Consider the following 18,200-nt stretch of genomic DNA (forward strand, 5'->3'; position numbering starts at 1 on the left):
CTGGGCGTTTGGAGAATGAACGCAATGAACAGCTTCTCGGCTACTAACCCTTCAACTTGTGGAAGTAAATATCGCCTACTCTGACTAAACAACGAAACACCTAGCCCGCCTGGTGGTGTTGTCCCGGTGAACCTGGGAAGGGAGACGACATGTTTCAATCCAATCCTTCCGGAGAACTCGGTAATCGCGCGACTGTTCACGCTATGGAGGGGCCATAGCTGATGTTTAGAACCTTGAAGGTCAAGTTGAACCCGCGGGGTAGGGGATGTGATGAAGTTTATCGGTTATTATGATGCTATTACTGACTTGACGAAGTTAACGCACATGTTAACTTTATGAAAAATGAGGGAAGTCCTGTTTTTCAGGAGAGCGGATGGCAGCAGTCCGGTGGAGGAGTTTATCGACGCCCTGACCGATAAGCAGGCCAGAAAGGTCGCCTGGGTGCTTGGACTGATTGAGGACATGGACATCATCCCTTCACAATATTGGAAGAAACTGAAAAACACAGATGATATTTGGGAGGCCAGAATTCAGTTCGGGGGCGACATCTTCTGGATTCTCGGATTCGAGAATGGAGGCAATTTTGTGGTGCTCACAAATGCCTTCGCCAAGAAGACGCAGAAGACTCCCCGCAGTGAAATTGCCCTGGCTGAGCAAAGAAGAAAGCACTATCTGAAGGAGAACAAGAAATGAGCGACTTAAAGAAATACATTGAGAAAAGAAAGGCCACCAATCCCGAATTTGCCGAGGGCTTTGACGAGGGGTATGAGAACTTCCGAATTGGGATCATGCTCAAGCAGGCCCGACTGGATGCGGGACTAACGCAGGATGAGGTCGCCAGTGCAATTGGAACCCGGAAGACTGCAATTTCCAGGCTGGAGAATCATGTGCAGGACGTGAAGCTATCGACGGTCGAGAAGTATGTTAAAGCACTTGGCAAACGGATTGAAATCAAGATTGCCTGAGGGTTTCCATCTGCAATTCCACTGGATGCAACTCAACACGACTCCAGTGTATTGATTATACCTAAACCAAAATTCTTCTCGTTTTGCTGAGTTCTTGATTATAAATACTTAAGAGATTCACGTACAAGTCCCCCCTCTCCGCCATTCGAGAAGCTCATGGCAGGCCAAGCGAGCGCGACGAGTCGGGCATGATCTACGGCTTGGGGTGCGCGAGGAGCCAATCCACGGTTTTCTCGGGAAACTGACTCCAGGAACCACCTGAGGCAAAGGTCGGGGAATGCCGTCCACCTTCGATTGTCCATAACTCCACTGTGCCGCCCGGTGGGTTTGTGGCGTAGCGCGTGACTTTGGTGTCCAGGCCCGGGATGGTGAGATCGAGATCCAGAGACGCGTTGGTTTCGGTCTCTTGTCCTTCGCACCCATTGTAGGCGGCCCAGATCTCAATCGTCCCAACCGCGCCGGGATGTTGAAGCTGCGCGACGGGGATTGCGCCGGTGGGATCCTTCACGAGTCCGCCCCCATAAGTGATGAGCTCGTCCTCGGTGCCATGGATTTGCAGGATGTGGACGGGTTCAGTTGGGACGTGCAGGCTCGGGTCCCACTCGGTTACCCCGGCGAGGCTTGCGATGGATGCGATCATTGACGCCCGTTCGCTCGCCATGCGGTAGGCCATGAACCCTCCATTTGATTGTCCGATTATATGGATACGTTTTGGATCCACGTTGTACTGCTCGCAGATTTCGCTAATCAAACTGGTCAGGTAGGCGACGTCATCAACCTGCGAGTCGTAAAAGTTACAACAGGCTGTGGTAGCGTTCCAGAACGTGTCTTGATCTTCGCTCGCCTCCTGTATTCCAGGCGGGGCGCAATATAGAAAGCCTCGCGACTCAGCCAGGGCATTGATTCCGAAGTAGTTCGTGATCCCCGTCGGACTTCCAGTATATCCATGGAGGCCGATGAGCAATGGCATCGATACCTCAGGGTCGTACGAGGTGGGAATGAACACCCTGGTCGGTCTGGGATGTGGATTCTGCAGTCGATAAAAGACTGAGGTATCGGGCCAAGGGAGCACGACGCCGGGATCGGCCGCGCCCACCGTTTCCCATGGTCCAGAGACTGTGGTCGCTGCTTCGAGGATGCCTTCTCCGGTCCAACTCCCCGTTACTGTCCCATCGAGGAACTCGAGGCGTAAGCCCGGATCAAAAGGCGGGTCAATCGGCCCCAGGATATTGAGAATCGCACCCTCACTAGTGATTGATCCGTCACCGTCCGTCAGCACTGCGCGGTAGGTTCCGACGTCGGAAAATCCCGCTTCGCTTATGATCAGGTCCCGGCTGGTTGCCCCCGGGATCTCAATCCCGTTGAATTGCCATTGTATTGATGGGGTCGTAGTCCGGGGATAGCGGATGAAGAGTGTTGCCGTACCACCCAGCTCAACGCTCGTGTCTTGTGGATGAAAAGCAATTACCGGAAGGGCGAAGGATTCCGTCAGTGCGATGAAGAAAACTCCAATGGCGAAAATCAGGCGGTTTATGAGCAGCATGAGTGAGTAGGGCAACGAGTATTGAGCGGCAGCAAAGCCCGGTCGTTTGGTGTCGATGGTTTCAATTGCGTTCAGGGTGTTCATGGGCACGGATACGGAGACCGAAATGGGGAGATGGTCCCGACGCCGTTGCTGACCGCGCCGCTCTCGTGGTAAAACTTGAAGCGATTTGCGGCCCCTCGTCAATAGCCTAGGGCTTGGCCAAGCAGGGGCTTGGATTCAGGCTTCCTCAGGAATTATGCTACAGAGGCAAATTCAAGCTTTCAACCTACAGGCTTGTTTCTCGCCGCTATTGCGGAAAGGTCTTCCTGAGGAATTCCATATCCTCGTCGCTGAGCTTGAATGACTGGGCGGCGAGATTGCAGGCGACCTGCCTTTCGTTGCGGAAGCCGGGGATGGTGCAGGCGACGCGCGGATGGTTCAGGACAAACCGCTGGGCCACCGAGGAGAGGGTCTCGACATCTGAACCGAAGCGAGCCACCAAGGCGTCAATGCGCGGCTTGATCTCGAGCAGCCCCTCGCGTGAAAAGGCCTTGTTGTTCCGGCGGAAATCCCCCTCATCAAATTTGGGCGGATTGTCTGGACTGTACTTGTTGAGGAGCCGGCCCTGGGCGAGGGGACTGAAGGCCACGAAGGACATCTCGTATTTCTCGAGGAGCTTTTGTACCGGACACCCGGCATCAATGTGTGGACGTTCGGCGATGTTGGCCCAGCTCTGCAGAACCGTGGGTCGGACCAACGGGACTGCTCTTTCAAAGTCCTCATTACTGTAGGCGCTCTGGCCCTTTACGCGGACCTTTCCCTCCTTGACGAGAGCATCCATGGTCGCAGCGGCTTCCTCAAGATGCGGCCCGAAGTCTCCATGGTGGAAATAGTAGATGTCGATATAGTCCCGCTGTAGATTGATCAGGGACTGCTCGCACTGGTGGCGGATGTGGGCGGGCTCGTAGGCGTGTTCCGCCGTTCCCGGGAAGTGGCCGATCTTCGTCGCAATGACAAAGTCCTCACTCTTCAGGCCCAACTTCTTGAGGACGCGGGCCAGCATGCGCTCGGCTTTCCCGTTTCCGTAGACATCGGCATTGTCGAAGTGGTTTACTCCGCCATCAACCGCCTGTTTGATTGCTACGGCGATTTCGTCCTCGTCCACATTTGCCCAGCCATTCGGATTGCCATTGACCCAGTTCAGACCGCCCATGGTCCAGCAGCCCAGACTGATTTCGCTCACTTTAATCTCTGAGTTTCCTAATTTGCGGTAATTCATGACTTATAGGATGCTTGCCTGTCAGGATTTGTCCAATCTCCTCTCGCAGGCCTGTTTGACAATCGCTGGAGGTGGCCTTATCTTCCAAGCATCATGAAATTACGATCCATCTTAATCGCCGCTTTGATTCTCACTCTTTTTCAACCTCTCCAGGCTGCCAAGAAGGTCGTCCTCGATGCCCAGATTGAGCAGGCCGTCGAAGACTTCTATGAGCTCACTTCAGCCGGCAAGAAACTGGCCAACAAGGCGAAGGGCATGCTTGTCTTCCCGAGCGTGAAGAAGGCCGGTCTCGGTGTTGGTGGTGAGTACGGCGAAGGTGCCCTCCTCATTGATGGCAAAATTGTCCAGTACTATAATACAGCTGCGGCTTCCATCGGTTTCCAGATGGGAGTTCAGGTCAAGAGCCAGATTATCCTTTTCATGGAGAAAAGCGCCCTCAAGCAATTCCGGAACAGCGAGGGTTGGGAAATCGGTGTCGATGGTAGTGTCGCCATCGCTACGCTCGGAGCCGGAGGCGAGATTGAAACAAAAGTTTTGAACCAGCCGGTGGTCGGATTTATCTTCGGCAACAAGGGGCTCATGTATAACTTGAGTCTCGAGGGGACCAAGATTTCCAAAATAGAGAAATAGTTGCGGCCTGTTTGAGCCTGTCTATGCGGGCGACTAATGGTGGTTATTAGTTGAAGTTGCGGGAGCTTTGGACCGAGCTGGCTTTAAAAAAGCCTCTGAAACTGTAAATAAACAGAGTTTGTGGTCGGTTTCCCAGCGGCGGATTCTCTGTTGGTCGCTTTCACAGCTATCTGATTAACAGAAACTTAGGGAAAATTTAGCAGAAGCTAAATAGATTTCCGGATTAGATTCAGGTGTTTTTGCTATAAACTAAGGAAAAAATGCTTGCTTCACTAGGGACTTTAGCCCAGATTATCGATTGTCGCATAATAAATTCTCAATCCAGCAATAATCATGAAATCACACAATCTTCTGCGCTGCGCCCTCAGTTTAACGGGCATCTTCGTCGGCATCCAAGTTGCCAGCGGAGCGGAGACCTTCAACTTCTCGGTACCCGGATCAATTCCTGGAGTGACCGGTTTTGTTAAGGACTACTCCGATGTCGCTGCTTCCGGTACAGTCACTTTCGACGGAACGACCGTAACCCTGTTCATCGAGAACGGCAACGCGATGAATTCCTCGATCAGCAAGGTGTATCTCTTGAAGCCAGTCGTCGGTGGATCCAACATCGACACAACCGGAGTATCCGGCGTCGCTGACTGGAGTGCCTACAATTCACTCGCTGATCCTGCTAGCAATGGCAAGCCTGGCACTATTTTGAGTTCCTATGTGGACTGGAATAATGCCGATTATTTTGGGGCTGCTGCGGATAGTTCCTCTGCTCGCATTGACGAGGGCAATTCAGCCACTTTCACGTTTACGATGGCCTCATCAACCGACGCAGTCAACTGGCTGGGTTACGGTGATCCTTCCACTCCAACCATTGTCATTCGCTGGCAGGAAGTGGGCTACAACGACCGCGATGGCAGCACTGCCGGTTACGGCTGGCTGGACACGGGAGGAACTGTTCCGCCTGTTCCGGAGCCTCGCTTGATCGCTCCTCTGGCCGTACTTGGCCTTGGTGGACTGCTCATGGCTCGCCGTCGCCTTACCCGCAAGGGTAAGAAGGCCTAGTCTTTCTATTCATTCAAGTTTTCCTTTTGTCCGGTCCCTTGTCGTTATTTCGACTTGGGGCCGGATTTTTTATTTCTGCTCCTGAAGCAGGTCAGCGTACTTGGCCAGAACGCTCTCTATAGCCTTCCGGTTGATGGGTTTGGGAAGGTAATCATCCATCCCTGCGGCAAGGCAGCGCTCCCGGTCGCCCTCAACCGCGGAAGCAGTCAGGGCAATGATTTGGGGCTCAGTCCCGTATTTATCGCGGATGCGCTGGGTAGCCGTAAAACCGTCCATGACCGGCATTTGCAGGTCCATAAAAATCAATTCACACGGATGGGATTCCAAATAGTCCAGTGCTTCAAGTCCATTTGTGACGGTGGCGCTTTCATATCCTAGGCTGCGCAGGATCCGCTTGGTAACGAGGCGATTGACGGAATTGTCCTCGACAATGAGGATGCTCCGACTGTTCACCAAGGCCGGATTTTCGCTGTCTGTTGCGTTCTGCTCCTCACGCTCCTTTACGCGCACATTCGGGGCCTTCTGGAGCTCCACATAAAAGGTAAAGCGGGACCCTGACGGGGAAGTTGTATCGATCTGTATTTTTCCTCTCATGAGGCTGCAAAGGCGCTTGCATATGGTCAGGCCCAGACCTGTTCCACCGTGAAGGCGAGTGGGGGAGGTGTCTTCCTGGCTGAATGGATCAAAAATCGAATCGAGGCGATCAGGAGCGATGCCCATGCCAGTATCTTCAACGGAGACAAACAGTTTCAGGCGTACGGAGGTCACGGGTTCGGTCCATGCCTTTAGTGATACCGTTCCTGATTCAGTAAATTTGACGGCGTTATTGACCAGATTGTAAATGATCTGCCGCAAGCGCACAGGATCGCCGGAGACAGTTTCGGGTAGGGAGTCATCCAGTTCAATCCGACCGGTCAGTCCCTTCTTTTTCATATTGTGGCTGAAAAGGGCGAATGAGCTCTGCAGGCACTCGGCGATATTAAAGCTCCGATCGGACAAAATCAATTTGCCGGACTCAATCTTCGAGAGATCGAGGATGTCGTTGATAATTGTCAGGAGCATCTCACCGCTCGAGCGAATGACTTCGAGGTACGAACGCTGTTGTGCATCCAGTTCCGACTCGAGAAGCAATTCAGTGAGCCCGATCACCCCATTCATCGGGGTGCGGATTTCATGACTCATGTTGGCCAGGAATTCAGTTTTTGCCCGCGTTGCCTTTTGCGCTTCTTCCATGGCGATACGCATGGTTTCCTGAGTCTTGATGCTGGCTGTCACATCGTTGACAAGTGAGGCCACCGCGAGGATACGACCCTTGGGATTCTTGATTATGGTATTGTTCCACTGGCAAGTGATCAGACTGCCGTCCTTGCGGATATTCTCATTCAGGCTTTTTTGTCCACCTTCGTCCCGGAGGTTTCTTTGCCAGATTTCATCCACATGTTCCTTGATTGATTCCGGCACAATGAGTTCCATGGCATGGCGGCCGATCGCCTCCTTGGCGGTGTATCCAAAAATTTTCTCTGCGGCCTTGTTCCATGTGACGACCCGGAATTCCAGATTCCATTCAATGTAGGCGAGCGGAGTCTCTCTCAGGATGAACATCAGGTGCTGGCGCGAATGGCGAAGAGAGGAACCACTCCTGTCCAGCTCGGCCTCTGCCTCTGGAATCCGGTTGCTCACAAAATAGCCCGCGTAGCACCCTGTAATTCCAAATATCCCCCCTAAAATCAGACCGCCATAGATGACAAACTCTGAATCCCTGCCAGCATACAGGTAGAGGCCGATAGCGACCAGGCTGAGGAAGGGCAGGAGAATCAGAAGGAATTTGCGGGAAGGCATATTTTTCGTCGGACGAAGGCAGGTTGCCGCCTTGGGGTGCACTTGTCAGTCAAATTCGTAAATGGACCAGGATAAGCCGACGGATCCAGCCTGCCCGATTCCTGTTATCGTGCTTGCTCAAAATAGGGTAACGATTGCGGTGGACATCCACTCATCACTTTCTTTCGCTGGGCAACATGGCATATGAAATGACAGGTAAAATTAAGAAGATTTTCGACCAGCAGGATTTTCCCAGCGGCTTCTACAAGCGGGAATTTGTTGTCACAACGGATGAAAAATTCCCTCAGGAAGTGAAGTTAAGCTGCTTGAAGGACAAGGTCGCCGCCTTGGATAATTTCAAGGAAGGAGATACCGTCCAAGTGAGTTTCAACGTCAACGGGCGTGAATGGAACGAGAAGTATTTCGTGGATTTGACGGCATGGAAAATTGAGGCTGCCGGTGCGGCGGCTCCACAAGGTCCTCCAGTCAACGAACAAGTCGTGCCGGCTGAGGATCCCGGGGATTACACAGTCGATGACGAGGATATTCCCTTTTGATCGCCCCGGGAATTCCTGAAATGGATTGCGTGGCAACGTGCCGTCCCGGACTCGAAGGAGTGCTGGCAGCAGAAATCGAGAAACTGGGGGGGCGGTCGATTAAACCCGGAAAGCGATCGGTTGCTTTCTCGACGAATCATCCCGGGCTTTACCGGATGAATATGGCCCTGCGTGCAGCGATCCAGGTCCTTGTTCCAATCCGGACCTTCAATGCCAGGGATTATAAACTGCTATATTTCCAATCGCGGCGCACCAACTGGCACCAGTATTTTACCGCGGACAAAACGTTACGCATCGACGTCAATGGCCACTCCCCGACACTTCAGAACACCCAGTATGTGGTCCACCGGGTGAAGGATGGCATTGTCGACACCTTTCGCAAGATGACGGGAGGAATCCGCCCCTCCATCGACAAGGCAGAACCGGAAATTCATGTCGTCGTGCACATGCATGGGAGCAAGATCACCCTTTGTCTGGACAGCTCAGGAATTCCACTTTTCAAACGCGGTTACCGGCTGGAGCACGGGGAAGCGCCAATCAAGGAGGATCTGGCGGCTGGCATTCTGCAGCTCAGTAATGCCAAGGAGCATGCCGGTATCGTTGATCCGATGTGCGGATCGGGGACTTTTCTCTTTGAGGGCATGATGCTAATGCATGACATGGCCCCGAACCTGAAGCGCTCTTTCGCCTTTCAGCATTGGTTGGATTACGATGAGGAAGCCTTCCTCGCGGAACAGGCATCATTGGAAAAGGCAGGCAGTATTAAAAAGGACATTCCCATCGTCGGTTGCGACATTGATGAGGAATCCATTGATCTGGTGAAGAGAATTGCCGCGACACATTTCCCCGATATTCCGTTAACGCTTCATCACAGTGCTTTTCAGGAGGTTGAACTGGACTTGCCCAACTGCCTCATGGTGACAAATCCTCCCTACGGAAAGCGGCTCGGCGAGGAGTCCGAGCTTCCAGCCCTTTACCGGGATATTGGCACCGCGGCGAAAAAGGCAGTCATGGGTGGCCGGCTGGCGGTTTTCACGACAAACCGTAAGGCAGCTCGCCAAATCCGGCTGACTCAGGATCGTTCGTGCACCCTTTTCAACGGTGCCTTGGAGGGGCTTCTGTACGAATATTCCGTCCGGGGCGCCTGAGAACTAAGCTTTATTTCACCTCCCGACTTGGCAATCCATCGATGCCGACACATCTTGAAGGTGTGGAACCGCTTCTCAATGTATCCGACGTCAGCAAGCAGTTTGGCTCCCTGACGGCTGTCGATTCGGTCTCCCTTAAGGTTTATCCCGGGGAGATTTTTGCCCTTCTTGGACCAAACGGTGCCGGGAAAACAACCTTGATTGGCTGCATCAGTGGGCTGATCCAGCGCTTTTCCGGTAGTATCCATGTCGGTGGACTTGATGTGCGAGAGGATTATCCAACTGTCCGGCAACTGGTCGGCCTGGTTCCACAGGAACTGAACTTTGACGGCTTTTTCAAGGCCCGGCAGATTCTCGAATATCAGGGAGGCTTTTTCGGTGTCAGGAACTATCGGGAACGGGCGGCCCAGCTTCTCGAGGCATTTTCCCTAACGTCAAAAGCGGAGGCGAACAGTCGCTGGCTTTCGGGAGGGATGAAGCGCCGCCTCATGATCTGCAAGGCCCTCGTCCATAACCCGGCCTTGCTCTTTCTTGATGAACCGACTGCCGGGGTGGATGTTGAATTGAGGGATGAGCTCTGGGCGTATGTCCGTCGCCTGCGTGAATCCGGGACGACCATTGTCCTGACGACACACTACCTTGAGGAAGCGGAGCAGCTGGCCGACCGGATCGGTGTCATCAACAACGGCCGCCTTCTCCTGGTTGAGCGCCGGAACGAGTTGCTCAATCACTATGGCGAGCGCTGGCTGCAAGTGACCTTTCATCGCAGAGTGGAGAAAGGAGCTTTTGCAGACAGCGGCTGTAACCGGGTGGAATCCATCAAGCCCCGGACCTGCCGTTTTTACTTCAGGGATTCGACCCTGGACGAAGGGGAAACACCGGAAATAGTCCCGCGCCTGCTCAAACAGTTTGAGGAAATGGGACTGATGCCCCTTCGGATCGAGGGAGGGCGCAGCCGCCTGGAGGATATCTTCCGTAAGGTCATCGGCGAAGACGGCGCGGACAACGGCGGAGGTGAAAATGAGTAAGCACATTGATAAGATGAAATCCCCTGCTTACCCTGAGCTGGATCCTCAATGGCAAGCTTCGGCCGCCCGCCATTTTGATGATGTCCTGCTCCGTGCAAAGGGCGAAACTGGCCTTTGGGGAACATGGGTTCTTTTCCGCAAAGAGATGCAGCGCTTTCTTTCCATCGCCGGACAGACTATCATCAGCCCTGTCCTGACGACCATGCTCTGGTATCTGGTTTTTGGATACTCCCTGGGGGATCGCCTGAATGAGATTCAAGGGATTCCCTACACGGATTTTCTTGTCCCGGGATTGGTCATGATGGCGATTATTTCCAACGCTTTCCTGAACAGCGCCTTCTCCTTTTTCATAGGCAAGGTACACGGGACGGTGGTGGACCTGCTTGTCACACCGCTCCGCCCATGGCAGATCATGGCCGCTTACACCGGGGCCAGTGTTGTGCGGGCCATGCTGGTGGGGATGGTCATCTGGGGCGTCGCCGCCTTCATGGGGGCGGAGACCTTCCACAACGTTGGCTGGACGCTCATTTTCATGCTTCTGACAAGTTTTGCCTTCGCCCTGTTTGGCCTTCTGGCGGGGATACTTGCCAAGGATTTTGATCACATCAATTTCGTCCCCAATTTCCTGTTGCTGCCACTGACTTTTCTCGGCGGCGTCTTCTACTCCATTCGTCTTCTCCCGAGCCCATGGGAGCAGATCTCCCTGTTGAACCCGATCGTGTACATGGTCAACGGACTCAGGTTTGGCATGACAGGTATCAGCGATGTGCCTGTCCTGCCGGGGTTTGGTATCGTATTTTTGAGCGTGCTGGCTGGATTAGCCATCACCCTTCGTCTCCTGGGTTCGGGAACGGGTCTGAAACCCTGATTTAAAGCAACGGGGCAATGACCAGGGAAACAATCGCCATCACGTTGATCAGGATATTCATTGATGGCCCGGAAGTATCCTTCAGAGGATCACCAACGGTGTCTCCCACGACACAGGCATGGTGAGCATCTGAATTCTTGCCCCCGTAATTCCCTTTTTCGATGAATTTCTTGGCATTGTCCCAAGCACCGCCTGAGTTGGCCATCATCAGGGCAAGGAGGACGCATCCAAGCAGGGCACCGACAAGCATTCCGCCCAGCGTTGAGGGTCCAAATCCAAACCCGACCACGACCGGGCTCAGAACCGCTATGGCAGCCGGAAGGAACATGCGCTTGAGGGCCGCTTCGGTCGCGATATCCACACAGCGTGCGGAGTCCGGTTTGGCGTTGCCATCCAGCAAGCCGGGGATTTCCCGGAATTGACGCCGGATTTCCTCAATCATCTCCCCGGCAGCCAAGCCGACGGCATTCATCGTGATGGAGCTCACCAGGAACGGCAGGAGCCCACCGATGAAAACCCCGGTGAGCACGGCCGGATCTGAAAGCTGGAGCATAAAATCGTCGTGATGTGACCGGACAACGTTCACGTATGCCGCGATGATTGCCAAGCCGGCAAGAGCGGCAGCACCAATGGCAAATCCTTTCCCGATGGCGGCTGTCGTATTGCCAACCTCATCAAGAGAATCTGTGATATCCCGGGTTTTCTTCCCCAGGCCAGCCATTTCAGCGATCCCTCCGGCGTTGTCAGCCACAGGCCCATAGGCGTCGATACTCATTGTGATACCGATTGTCGCCAGCATGCCGACCGCGGCAATCCCGACTCCGTAAAGCCCTGCCAGTTCACTGGTCAAAAGGAGGATTCCGGCGATGGTCAGGAGGGGAATAACGACCGACTGCAGGCCGGCTGCCAATCCGGAAATCATGACGGTGGCGACCCCGGTCTGGGAAGACTTGGCAATTTCCCGCATGGGCCGTCCGCCGGTGTAATATTCCGTGGCAAGACCGATGATGACTCCGCCAGCAGAGCCGCAAAGGACGCATAGCCAGACTGAATTCGAGACCCCGAGGAACAGCATCACAAGGTAGGCTGCAGCGATGAATAAGATGGAAGCGGACAAGGTCCCCATACGCAACGCACGGGCTGGTTCCTTATGGGCGAAGAGACGCACGACAAGCATTCCGGAGAGGGAGCAGAGCAAACCGACTGAGGCCAACCCAAGAGGAAGAAACATCAGGCTGGCTGGGGATATGGCAATCGCCTGCCATGATGATGCGGTCATGGTTGCCGCGATGGCCATGGTGGCAATCTGGGCATTACAGTATGACTCAAAGAGGTCGGAACCCATGCCTGCGACATCCCCCACATTGTCACCAACGTTGTCCGCAATCACGCCCGGGTTGCGGGGGTCGTCTTCAGGAATCCCGGATTCCACCTTGCCAACAAGGTCGGCGCCGACATCGGCGGCCTTGGTGAAAATGCCACCGCCAACGCGGAAGAAAATGGCCACGAGGGATGCGCCCATGGCGAATCCATGAATGATATGGATGTCACCGGCCGTGTTGCCAAAGAAGACAAACAAGCCGCCGACTCCGAGAAGACCCATAGAGGCAACGGTCAAACCCATGATGGTACCACCAAAGAATGCCGTCCGGAGGGCTTCCTGAGGCCCCTTTTCATAAGCGGCCACCGTAGTGCGCGAGTTGGCTTTGGTCGCCGTGTACATTCCAATGAAACCTGCCACAGCGGAAGACAAGGCTCCCAAAGTGAAAGCGAGGGATTCATAGGGATCCTTGAACCAGAGGACAACGATCACCACGGACCCGAACATGGCGAGGAGCTTGAATTCCCGCTTCATGAAGACCATGGCCCCGTTGTGGATCTGTTCTGCTATATCCTCGATTTCTCCTGTACCTGATGGCAGGGCGCGAATCCGGCGATAGATAAGAAAGGCGCAGAACAGCCCGAACGCACCAAGGGCAGGTGCAATAAATCGAAGGGAATCATTCATAGGTAAACCCGGTAAAGTGTTGAGGGTAGGGTAAGGGTGTAATTAGAATCTGGATACCGAAGTGGCGGAACCCCACCAGAGGTGATGCTTGCCTTCCAGATCGTCCTCGGAGGGGAAAGGGTAATATTTAAAGTCGTTCTGGTCACCGACAAAGAAGCCCGTATCAACAACTGGATAAATGAGGTCCTTGTTGAGGTCACGATGGACAATCTTCGTCATTTTATCCTGCTTGTAGTCGAGGGAGGTGAGGCATTCGCGAAGGTGGTTCAAATCCTTGTACGGCAAGTTGGATGCCGAGCTCTTTTCCGGATCGGTGGCCATGCCATTGAGGCGCAATTCACAGAAGGCGAGTTTTGGCAGGAAGACCGGGTTGTCCGGATTAGTGACATAGCGGGCAAATTCTTCCGGGCCGAGCGGGCTGGCAACTTTAGGGTAGACCGGGCAGATCTCCTGGTACAGGTGGTAGCCTTTTCTTTCGGGAGGCGACTCACTGGACGGGTCAAGCTGCAGGGTCAGGCCGTCTTTAGTCGTCAGGTAGAGCGCCCCGATCGCGCTGACGGGAACTTGGGCGAGCACATTGTAGACAGAGACATAGGAGGACCGTCTTGGTGAGCCATCGGGATGAGGATGACATTTATCCAGGGCGGTTTTCATCTTGAACGCATCCGACGTGAATGCCGGATCAATGGAGAAAAAGATGGCGGGTCCGCGGGTTAGTTTTTTATCCCCGATAGCCAGATACTTGCCGAACCGGTCGGGCGGAAGTTGCGAATAGATAAGTGCTTCGGGGATGAGGGAGAGGTATAGATATGTTTCCATAGGGTAAGATTTTGCAGGTAGAATGGGCAAAAGCGGAAGAAAATCAAGTGCTTCAGAGACCTATCAAATCAAGAAATCCCTTGAGTCGATTGATTCAGGGCGAATAAATACCCGCACATGAGTGATGCCAACCTTGGAGAAACCAACACTGTCCGGCGTTCCCTGCCGGAATACCTGAGGCATCACTTTACAGATACCCAGCGCTATCTAATCATCTGGATCATCACTGGACTGGCTTGCGGGCTTGCCGCCGTGGCCTTCCACAAGTCAATTGATCTGGTGTTCCATCTTGTGAGTGCCGGGGCGTCCTGGTTGGGCGAGGGAAACACATTTCTTGTTTACATTCTTCTGGGTGTGGGGCCCGTGATCGGGGGCCTGTTAACCGGCCTCATCCTTGTTTACGGGGAACCGGCTGCCGGTGGATCGGGGATACCGCGAACGAAAGCCCAGTATTATCGCAATTTCGGGGTGATCCGGCTCCGGGAGGCGTTTTACCGATTCATAGTGGGGACCATCTCGGTCGGATTTGGGATGAGCCTTGGCCGTGAAGGACCGACCGTGCACATCTGCTCGGCGATCGCGTCGAAGATTGGTCAGGTCTTTGGACTGGCCAAGAAGCGAGTCCAGGCGATGGTCCCCCTCGGCATGGGAGCCGGAATTTCCGCCGCCTTCAATACACCCATGGCGGCAGTCTTTTTTGTCTTTGAAGAGCTGTTGGGGGATTTCAGCAGCAAGTCCTTCTTCGGGATTTTCGTCTGTGTGGTCATCGCGGCGGCGGTCCAGCGAATCCTGATCGGAGAGCATCCAGCCTTTGATATTGAGCTGGGAATTATTTCAACCGACTGGTGGATGCTGTTGGCCATTCCCTTGGGATTGTTGAGTGCGCTGTTCGGTCATGCATTTGTGGAAGGGATTCTTTACAGCCGGCAATTCTTCCGTGACCAGGCTCACTTGCCAGAGTGGGTGCGTCCTGGGATCGGCGGACTCGGTGTCGGGGTTGTCGGGGTCGCGGTGGCGTTCTTTTCCGACGGAAATCTGGGTATTTTCGGGATTGGATACACAGATCTGGATGCCGCCCTGAACGGGCGCATGACGGTGATCACCATCATCGCAATGCTCTTCTTTGGAAAGATCATCGCCAGCGTGCTGGCCTACGGGAGCGGGGGCAGTGGAGGGCTTTTTGCCCCGACACTATTTATCGGCGGGATGCTCGGGGCTCTTCTCGGATTATTTGCCCAGCCCATCTTGAATTTTGAGAATGAAATCGTTGGAGCCATGGCCCTTTTGGGGATGGGGGCCTTTTTCGCGGCAGTGATACGATGTCCAATGACCTCCATTGTCATTATCTGGGAGATGACTGGCCAGTATGGATTAATCCTTCCCCTGATGGTCGGAAACATGCTGGCCTGGCTGATTGCTTCCAAGCTACAGCCTGTACCGCTATATGATGCCCTCCTTCTGCAGGACAAGATCAACTTGAAAAAGATGCCACACTACGTCGGCGACCAGGACTGGCGCAATTTGCCAGTCAGCACCATCATGACCTTTGATCCGGTCTCTCTCGGGTCAGATCTTTTCCCGGCGAATTCCCTTTCAAAAATCGAAACGGAAGGACTCAGGCATCACGCATATCCGATCATCGATCCCTCCGGCAAGCTGACGGGGATGATTACTCACCACGAGCTTGAGGAACACCATCGGGCAGGGAAAGAGATTCCCTTGGGCGAGTTGATTACCGGACAGACCTTGGTTCGCCTGCGCCCCGAAACCTCAATTCGCGACGTTGCTCAAGTCCTTGTGATGGAGGATGTGCTACAGGCCCCTGTTGTGAGCTCCAAAGATGACACAAAGCTGATCGGGATTGTCACTTTACATGACATTGCCCGCCAGCAAAACGCCATAGACGACTCACTCGGCCGGTGAGGGGGCGGGAGTTTGCTCTGTCCCGGCTCTTGCTTCGGCAATCGCCGCAAAAGAGGAGGCAAAGGTGATGGGAATGATGGCCCCGGCAAGGGCGAGGTTGGTCTTGTACGAAGTGGGCTGGAAGTTGATGACCCGGTAGGCCTTGTCTTCCAGAAAAGAGACTCCTGCCTGCGGTCCCGTGTAGTTCATGAGCAATGACTTCAAAGCCGTGATAATGGGCAACAACTTCTCGTTACCGACAACTTGTGCATCGAGTTGGGCAATCTGCATCTCAGCAAAAGCAGCGCTTGTGTACCAGAAGGAAAGCCCGTTTCCGGGGAGACCTGCCGTCTCTTTCTGGAAATCTGCACTGGAGGAAATGGACTCGGGGCTTTGCAGAAACCATTCCTTGGAACCTTCATTGAAGGAGACCATGAGGTCGTTGGATCCTTTGACCGGGCTCAGGAAAATGGCCAGGGATTGAGTTTCAACGGGGACCGTGAGCTTGTATTCAGTCGTGCCTGCTGACTCGTTGGCAGTGAAACCCGCCTGCTGGAGGATCGGGGCGAAGGTATCCAGCAGGTCAGCCACGTTGGCAATCCTGATAGCGGCCTTCCCCTGGAGCATGGCCAGGGCAGGAGGTCCGGCTACTTCCATTCCGCCGTCGGGCTTGGCAGCAATTTGGATACGGGTAGTCAGTCGGGAAATGATCTCGGCTACCGTGGGTCCTTCGGGGAGAATGGGCTTGTTCATCTGGGCATCAATGATGCCTTCTCCCATGGGTCCCATGATGTCGATGACCACATTTCGGATCATCGTGTAGAGAGCGACCCCGTTTAAATTCATCTCCAGGACGATGTCTGCATCAGCAGGAGCTGTTTTCTGGATGGAAAACGGCTGGTTGGAGTCTCCAAAGAGGACAAACAGGCCCTTGGGTGCTTCCGAGAATTCCATCAGCATCTGGTTGGTAAACCCGCCGCCTGATCGTGCTTCGGAAACGGCCACGGCTGACTCCAGGGAGGTCAAGCCCATGTTCTCAAAAAGGCGCTGGAAGTCGACCGGGATCGGGGGGACTTCCGGACCTGTCATCAGGTATGCGAGGTAGGCGTCTGTAAAAAATGAGCCAGCTGCCTGGACATCCCCTCGAAAGTCCGCGTAGGCGACAAATTCGGGATTTTCAACAGAAAGCCTTTCCAGCGCACCTGAAAAAGGCGAGGACATGGCAGCAAAAGGCAACAGGCAGGTTCCAGCAACGAGGATCGGGAGGGATTTCATAATACTAAATAGCTTTGAATTAAGAATTAGACGAAGGGCGCACTTGCGCGATTCGATATGGGAACTAAATTAATCCTATGGCAATGCCAAAGGAACTGACGAAGCAAGAGCTGAGTGCTCTGCGCGAGCAATTTCCCATTCTTCAACAGGAAGTGAATGGGAAGCCGCTTGTGTACCTGGACAATGCAGCGACTTCGCAAAAACCCAAGGCAGTGATTGAGCGGCTCAAGCGGTATTACCTGGAGGACAACGCGAACATTCATCGTGGGGTGCATGCCTTGTCCCAGAGGGCTACAGACGACTATGAGGCTTCCCGTGCCAAGGTGGCCTCATTCATCGGGGCCAAGGACCCGGGCGAGATAGTCTTCACGCGTGGGGCGACCGAATCCATCAACCTGGTTGCCAGCAGTCTTGCCCAATCGACACTGCAGGCCGGTGATACGGTGCTTGTCACGGAGATGGAGCACCATGCCAATATCGTTCCCTGGCAGTTGCTCCGGGATCGAATCGGAATCAAGCTGGCAACGGTCCGAGTCAGTGATTCAGGCGAGCTGGACGAAGAGGATTTTTATCTCAAGCTGGAGTCTGAAAAGCCAAAACTGGTCAGTTTTGTCCATGTCTCGAATTCATTAGGGGTCATCAATCCGGCCAAAAAGCTCATCTCGGCGGCCCATTGTGAAGGGATTCCCGTCCTGCTCGATGCCTGCCAGTCGATTCCGCATTTTCCGGTCGATGTGCAGGAGCTTGATTGCGACTGGCTTGTTTTCAGCGGTCATAAATTGTTCGGGCCAACAGGGATTGGTGTTCTTTATGGCAAGAAAGATATTTTGAACAGCATGCCTCCTTATCAGGGTGGGGGAGATATGATCGAGTCCGTCAGTTTTGAAAAGACGGTCTACAAGAATGCTCCAGAGCGTTTTGAAGCGGGGACGCCTCACATTGCTGGCGCAATCGGACTGGCTGCTGCGATCGAGTTTTTGGAATCCATGGACCGAGAGGCGCTACTGGCCCACGAAACACGGTTATTGGAAGCCGCCACGAAAGGCCTTCAAACCGTCCCGGGACTGCGCATTATCGGGGAAAGTGATAACAAGGCCTCTGTGATCTCCTTTGTCATGGATGCGGCCCATCCGCATGATGTCGCCTCCTTCCTTGACGCAGCGGGAATTGCCATCCGTTCGGGGCATCATTGTACACAGCCCTTGATGATCCGGCTTGGCCTTCCCGGCACCGCACGGGCCAGCTTTTCTATCTACAACACGCTCGATGAGGTAGACGCGCTGGTCGAGGAACTGGTCAGGATTCAGAAATTCTTCGCCTGAATC

General features: G+C 54.0%; 16 protein-coding genes. 10 read left to right on the top strand and 6 right to left on the bottom strand.

Translation table 11 applies throughout. The features are described from left to right. Positions 1–342: 342 nt before the first annotated feature. Positions 343–693 carry a type II toxin-antitoxin system RelE/ParE family toxin gene (locus G0Q06_RS01505; protein ID WP_163961765.1) on the top strand — a complete coding sequence of 117 codons (351 nt, stop codon included), beginning with the start codon at positions 343–345 and terminating at the stop codon, positions 691–693. Continuing rightward, positions 690–965: a helix-turn-helix domain-containing protein gene (locus G0Q06_RS01510; RefSeq protein ID WP_163961767.1), complete on the top strand. Its 276-nt coding sequence runs from the start codon at positions 690–692 to the stop codon at positions 963–965. Before G0Q06_RS01505 ends, G0Q06_RS01510 begins: the two co-directional genes overlap by 4 nt. A 193-nt stretch (positions 966–1,158) precedes the next feature. Here the strand turns inward: G0Q06_RS01510 and G0Q06_RS01515 are convergent, their stop codons facing one another. Continuing rightward, a complete protein-coding gene (locus G0Q06_RS01515; RefSeq protein WP_163961769.1) occupies positions 1,159–2,592 on the bottom strand; it encodes an alpha/beta hydrolase-fold protein in 1,434 nt (477 codons plus the stop codon). A gap of 205 nt (positions 2,593–2,797) precedes the next feature. Continuing rightward, on the bottom strand, positions 2,798–3,733 hold the full coding sequence (locus G0Q06_RS01520) for an aldo/keto reductase (protein ID WP_163961771.1): 936 nt from the start codon (positions 3,731–3,733) through the stop codon (positions 2,798–2,800). Between the two features lie 129 nt (positions 3,734–3,862). Between G0Q06_RS01520 and G0Q06_RS01525 the strand changes: the two genes are divergently transcribed. Both G0Q06_RS01525 and G0Q06_RS01530 read left to right on the top strand, forming a co-directional pair. Beyond that, entirely contained in the window at positions 3,863–4,399 is a 537-nt protein-coding gene (locus G0Q06_RS01525) for a BPSL1445 family SYLF domain-containing lipoprotein (protein ID WP_163961772.1), read from the top strand. A gap of 333 nt (positions 4,400–4,732) precedes the next feature. Next, positions 4,733–5,452 (top strand): hypothetical protein, encoded by a 720-nt coding sequence (locus G0Q06_RS01530; protein ID WP_163961774.1) that lies wholly within the window; start codon positions 4,733–4,735, stop codon positions 5,450–5,452. 69 nt (positions 5,453–5,521) lie between these two features. Here the strand turns inward: G0Q06_RS01530 and G0Q06_RS01535 are convergent, their stop codons facing one another. After that, positions 5,522–7,291, bottom strand: coding sequence for a PAS domain-containing hybrid sensor histidine kinase/response regulator (locus tag G0Q06_RS01535; RefSeq protein ID WP_163961776.1), 1,770 nt, complete (start codon positions 7,289–7,291; stop codon positions 5,522–5,524). Between the two features lie 134 nt (positions 7,292–7,425). Between G0Q06_RS01535 and G0Q06_RS01540 the strand changes: the two genes are divergently transcribed. The 4 genes from G0Q06_RS01540 to G0Q06_RS01555 are packed head-to-tail and all read left to right on the top strand — an operon-like array spanning position 7,426 to position 10,871. Next, on the top strand, positions 7,426–7,827 hold the full coding sequence (locus G0Q06_RS01540; RefSeq protein ID WP_238710188.1) for a DUF3127 domain-containing protein: 402 nt from the start codon (positions 7,426–7,428) through the stop codon (positions 7,825–7,827). Between the two features lie 20 nt (positions 7,828–7,847). Continuing rightward, the gene (locus tag G0Q06_RS01545; RefSeq protein WP_238710189.1) at positions 7,848–8,975 is read left to right on the top strand and encodes a THUMP domain-containing class I SAM-dependent RNA methyltransferase; all 1,128 of its coding nucleotides are present in this window, start codon (positions 7,848–7,850) and stop codon (positions 8,973–8,975) included. A gap of 41 nt (positions 8,976–9,016) precedes the next feature. Beyond that, positions 9,017–10,003, top strand: coding sequence for an ABC transporter ATP-binding protein (locus tag G0Q06_RS01550; protein ID WP_163961779.1), 987 nt, complete (start codon positions 9,017–9,019; stop codon positions 10,001–10,003). Further along, on the top strand, positions 9,996–10,871 hold the full coding sequence (locus G0Q06_RS01555; protein ID WP_238710192.1) for an ABC transporter permease: 876 nt from the start codon (positions 9,996–9,998) through the stop codon (positions 10,869–10,871). Before G0Q06_RS01550 ends, G0Q06_RS01555 begins: the two co-directional genes overlap by 8 nt. A 1-nt stretch (position 10,872) precedes the next feature. Here G0Q06_RS01555 and G0Q06_RS01560 read toward each other — a convergent pair whose 3' ends face one another. Beyond that, the gene (locus G0Q06_RS01560; protein ID WP_163961781.1) at positions 10,873–12,879 is read right to left on the bottom strand and encodes a sodium-translocating pyrophosphatase; all 2,007 of its coding nucleotides are present in this window, start codon (positions 12,877–12,879) and stop codon (positions 10,873–10,875) included. A gap of 42 nt (positions 12,880–12,921) precedes the next feature. Continuing rightward, entirely contained in the window at positions 12,922–13,698 is a 777-nt protein-coding gene (locus tag G0Q06_RS01565; RefSeq protein ID WP_163961783.1) for a hypothetical protein, read from the bottom strand. Between the two features lie 117 nt (positions 13,699–13,815). Here G0Q06_RS01565 and G0Q06_RS01570 point away from each other — a divergent pair, with 117 nt between their 5' ends. Beyond that, positions 13,816–15,621 (top strand): chloride channel protein, encoded by a 1,806-nt coding sequence (locus G0Q06_RS01570; RefSeq protein ID WP_163961786.1) that lies wholly within the window; start codon positions 13,816–13,818, stop codon positions 15,619–15,621. Here the strand turns inward: G0Q06_RS01570 and G0Q06_RS01575 are convergent. Continuing rightward, positions 15,607–16,875, bottom strand: coding sequence for a hypothetical protein (locus G0Q06_RS01575; protein ID WP_163961788.1), 1,269 nt, complete (start codon positions 16,873–16,875; stop codon positions 15,607–15,609). The two genes, G0Q06_RS01570 and G0Q06_RS01575, sit on opposite strands and share 15 nt — an antisense overlap. A gap of 83 nt (positions 16,876–16,958) precedes the next feature. On the opposite strand from G0Q06_RS01575, the gene G0Q06_RS01580 reads away from it, so the two are divergent. Next, entirely contained in the window at positions 16,959–18,197 is a 1,239-nt protein-coding gene (locus G0Q06_RS01580) for a cysteine desulfurase (protein WP_238710194.1), read from the top strand. The last annotated feature ends 3 nt before the right edge of the window (positions 18,198–18,200 follow it).

Origin of the sequence: Oceanipulchritudo coccoides (genome assembly GCF_010500615.1) — a bacterium.
Classification (GTDB): Bacteria; Verrucomicrobiota; Verrucomicrobiia; order Opitutales; family Oceanipulchritudinaceae; genus Oceanipulchritudo; species Oceanipulchritudo coccoides.

Bases quoted from the DNA above. Each gene is read 5' to 3' on its own strand.
- G0Q06_RS01535 (WP_163961776.1), bottom strand. From the start codon at position 7,291: ATGCCTTCCCGCAAATTCCTTCTGATTCTCCTGCCCTTCCTCAGCCTG.
- G0Q06_RS01525 (WP_163961772.1), top strand. From the start codon at position 3,863: ATGAAATTACGATCCATCTTAATCGCCGCTTTGATTCTCACTCTTTTT.
- G0Q06_RS01565 (WP_163961783.1), bottom strand. From the start codon at position 13,698: ATGGAAACATATCTATACCTCTCCCTCATCCCCGAAGCACTTATCTAT.
- G0Q06_RS01570 (WP_163961786.1), top strand. From the start codon at position 13,816: ATGAGTGATGCCAACCTTGGAGAAACCAACACTGTCCGGCGTTCCCTG.
- G0Q06_RS01510 (WP_163961767.1), top strand. From the start codon at position 690: ATGAGCGACTTAAAGAAATACATTGAGAAAAGAAAGGCCACCAATCCC.
- G0Q06_RS01530 (WP_163961774.1), top strand. From the start codon at position 4,733: ATGAAATCACACAATCTTCTGCGCTGCGCCCTCAGTTTAACGGGCATC.
- G0Q06_RS01550 (WP_163961779.1), top strand. From the start codon at position 9,017: ATGCCGACACATCTTGAAGGTGTGGAACCGCTTCTCAATGTATCCGAC.
- G0Q06_RS01555 (WP_238710192.1), top strand. From the start codon at position 9,996: ATGAGTAAGCACATTGATAAGATGAAATCCCCTGCTTACCCTGAGCTG.
- G0Q06_RS01575 (WP_163961788.1), bottom strand. From the start codon at position 16,875: ATGAAATCCCTCCCGATCCTCGTTGCTGGAACCTGCCTGTTGCCTTTT.
- G0Q06_RS01545 (WP_238710189.1), top strand. From the start codon at position 7,848: ATGGATTGCGTGGCAACGTGCCGTCCCGGACTCGAAGGAGTGCTGGCA.
- G0Q06_RS01580 (WP_238710194.1), top strand. From the start codon at position 16,959: ATGCCAAAGGAACTGACGAAGCAAGAGCTGAGTGCTCTGCGCGAGCAA.
- G0Q06_RS01560 (WP_163961781.1), bottom strand. From the start codon at position 12,879: ATGAATGATTCCCTTCGATTTATTGCACCTGCCCTTGGTGCGTTCGGG.
- G0Q06_RS01505 (WP_163961765.1), top strand. From the start codon at position 343: ATGAGGGAAGTCCTGTTTTTCAGGAGAGCGGATGGCAGCAGTCCGGTG.
- G0Q06_RS01515 (WP_163961769.1), bottom strand. From the start codon at position 2,592: ATGAACACCCTGAACGCAATTGAAACCATCGACACCAAACGACCGGGC.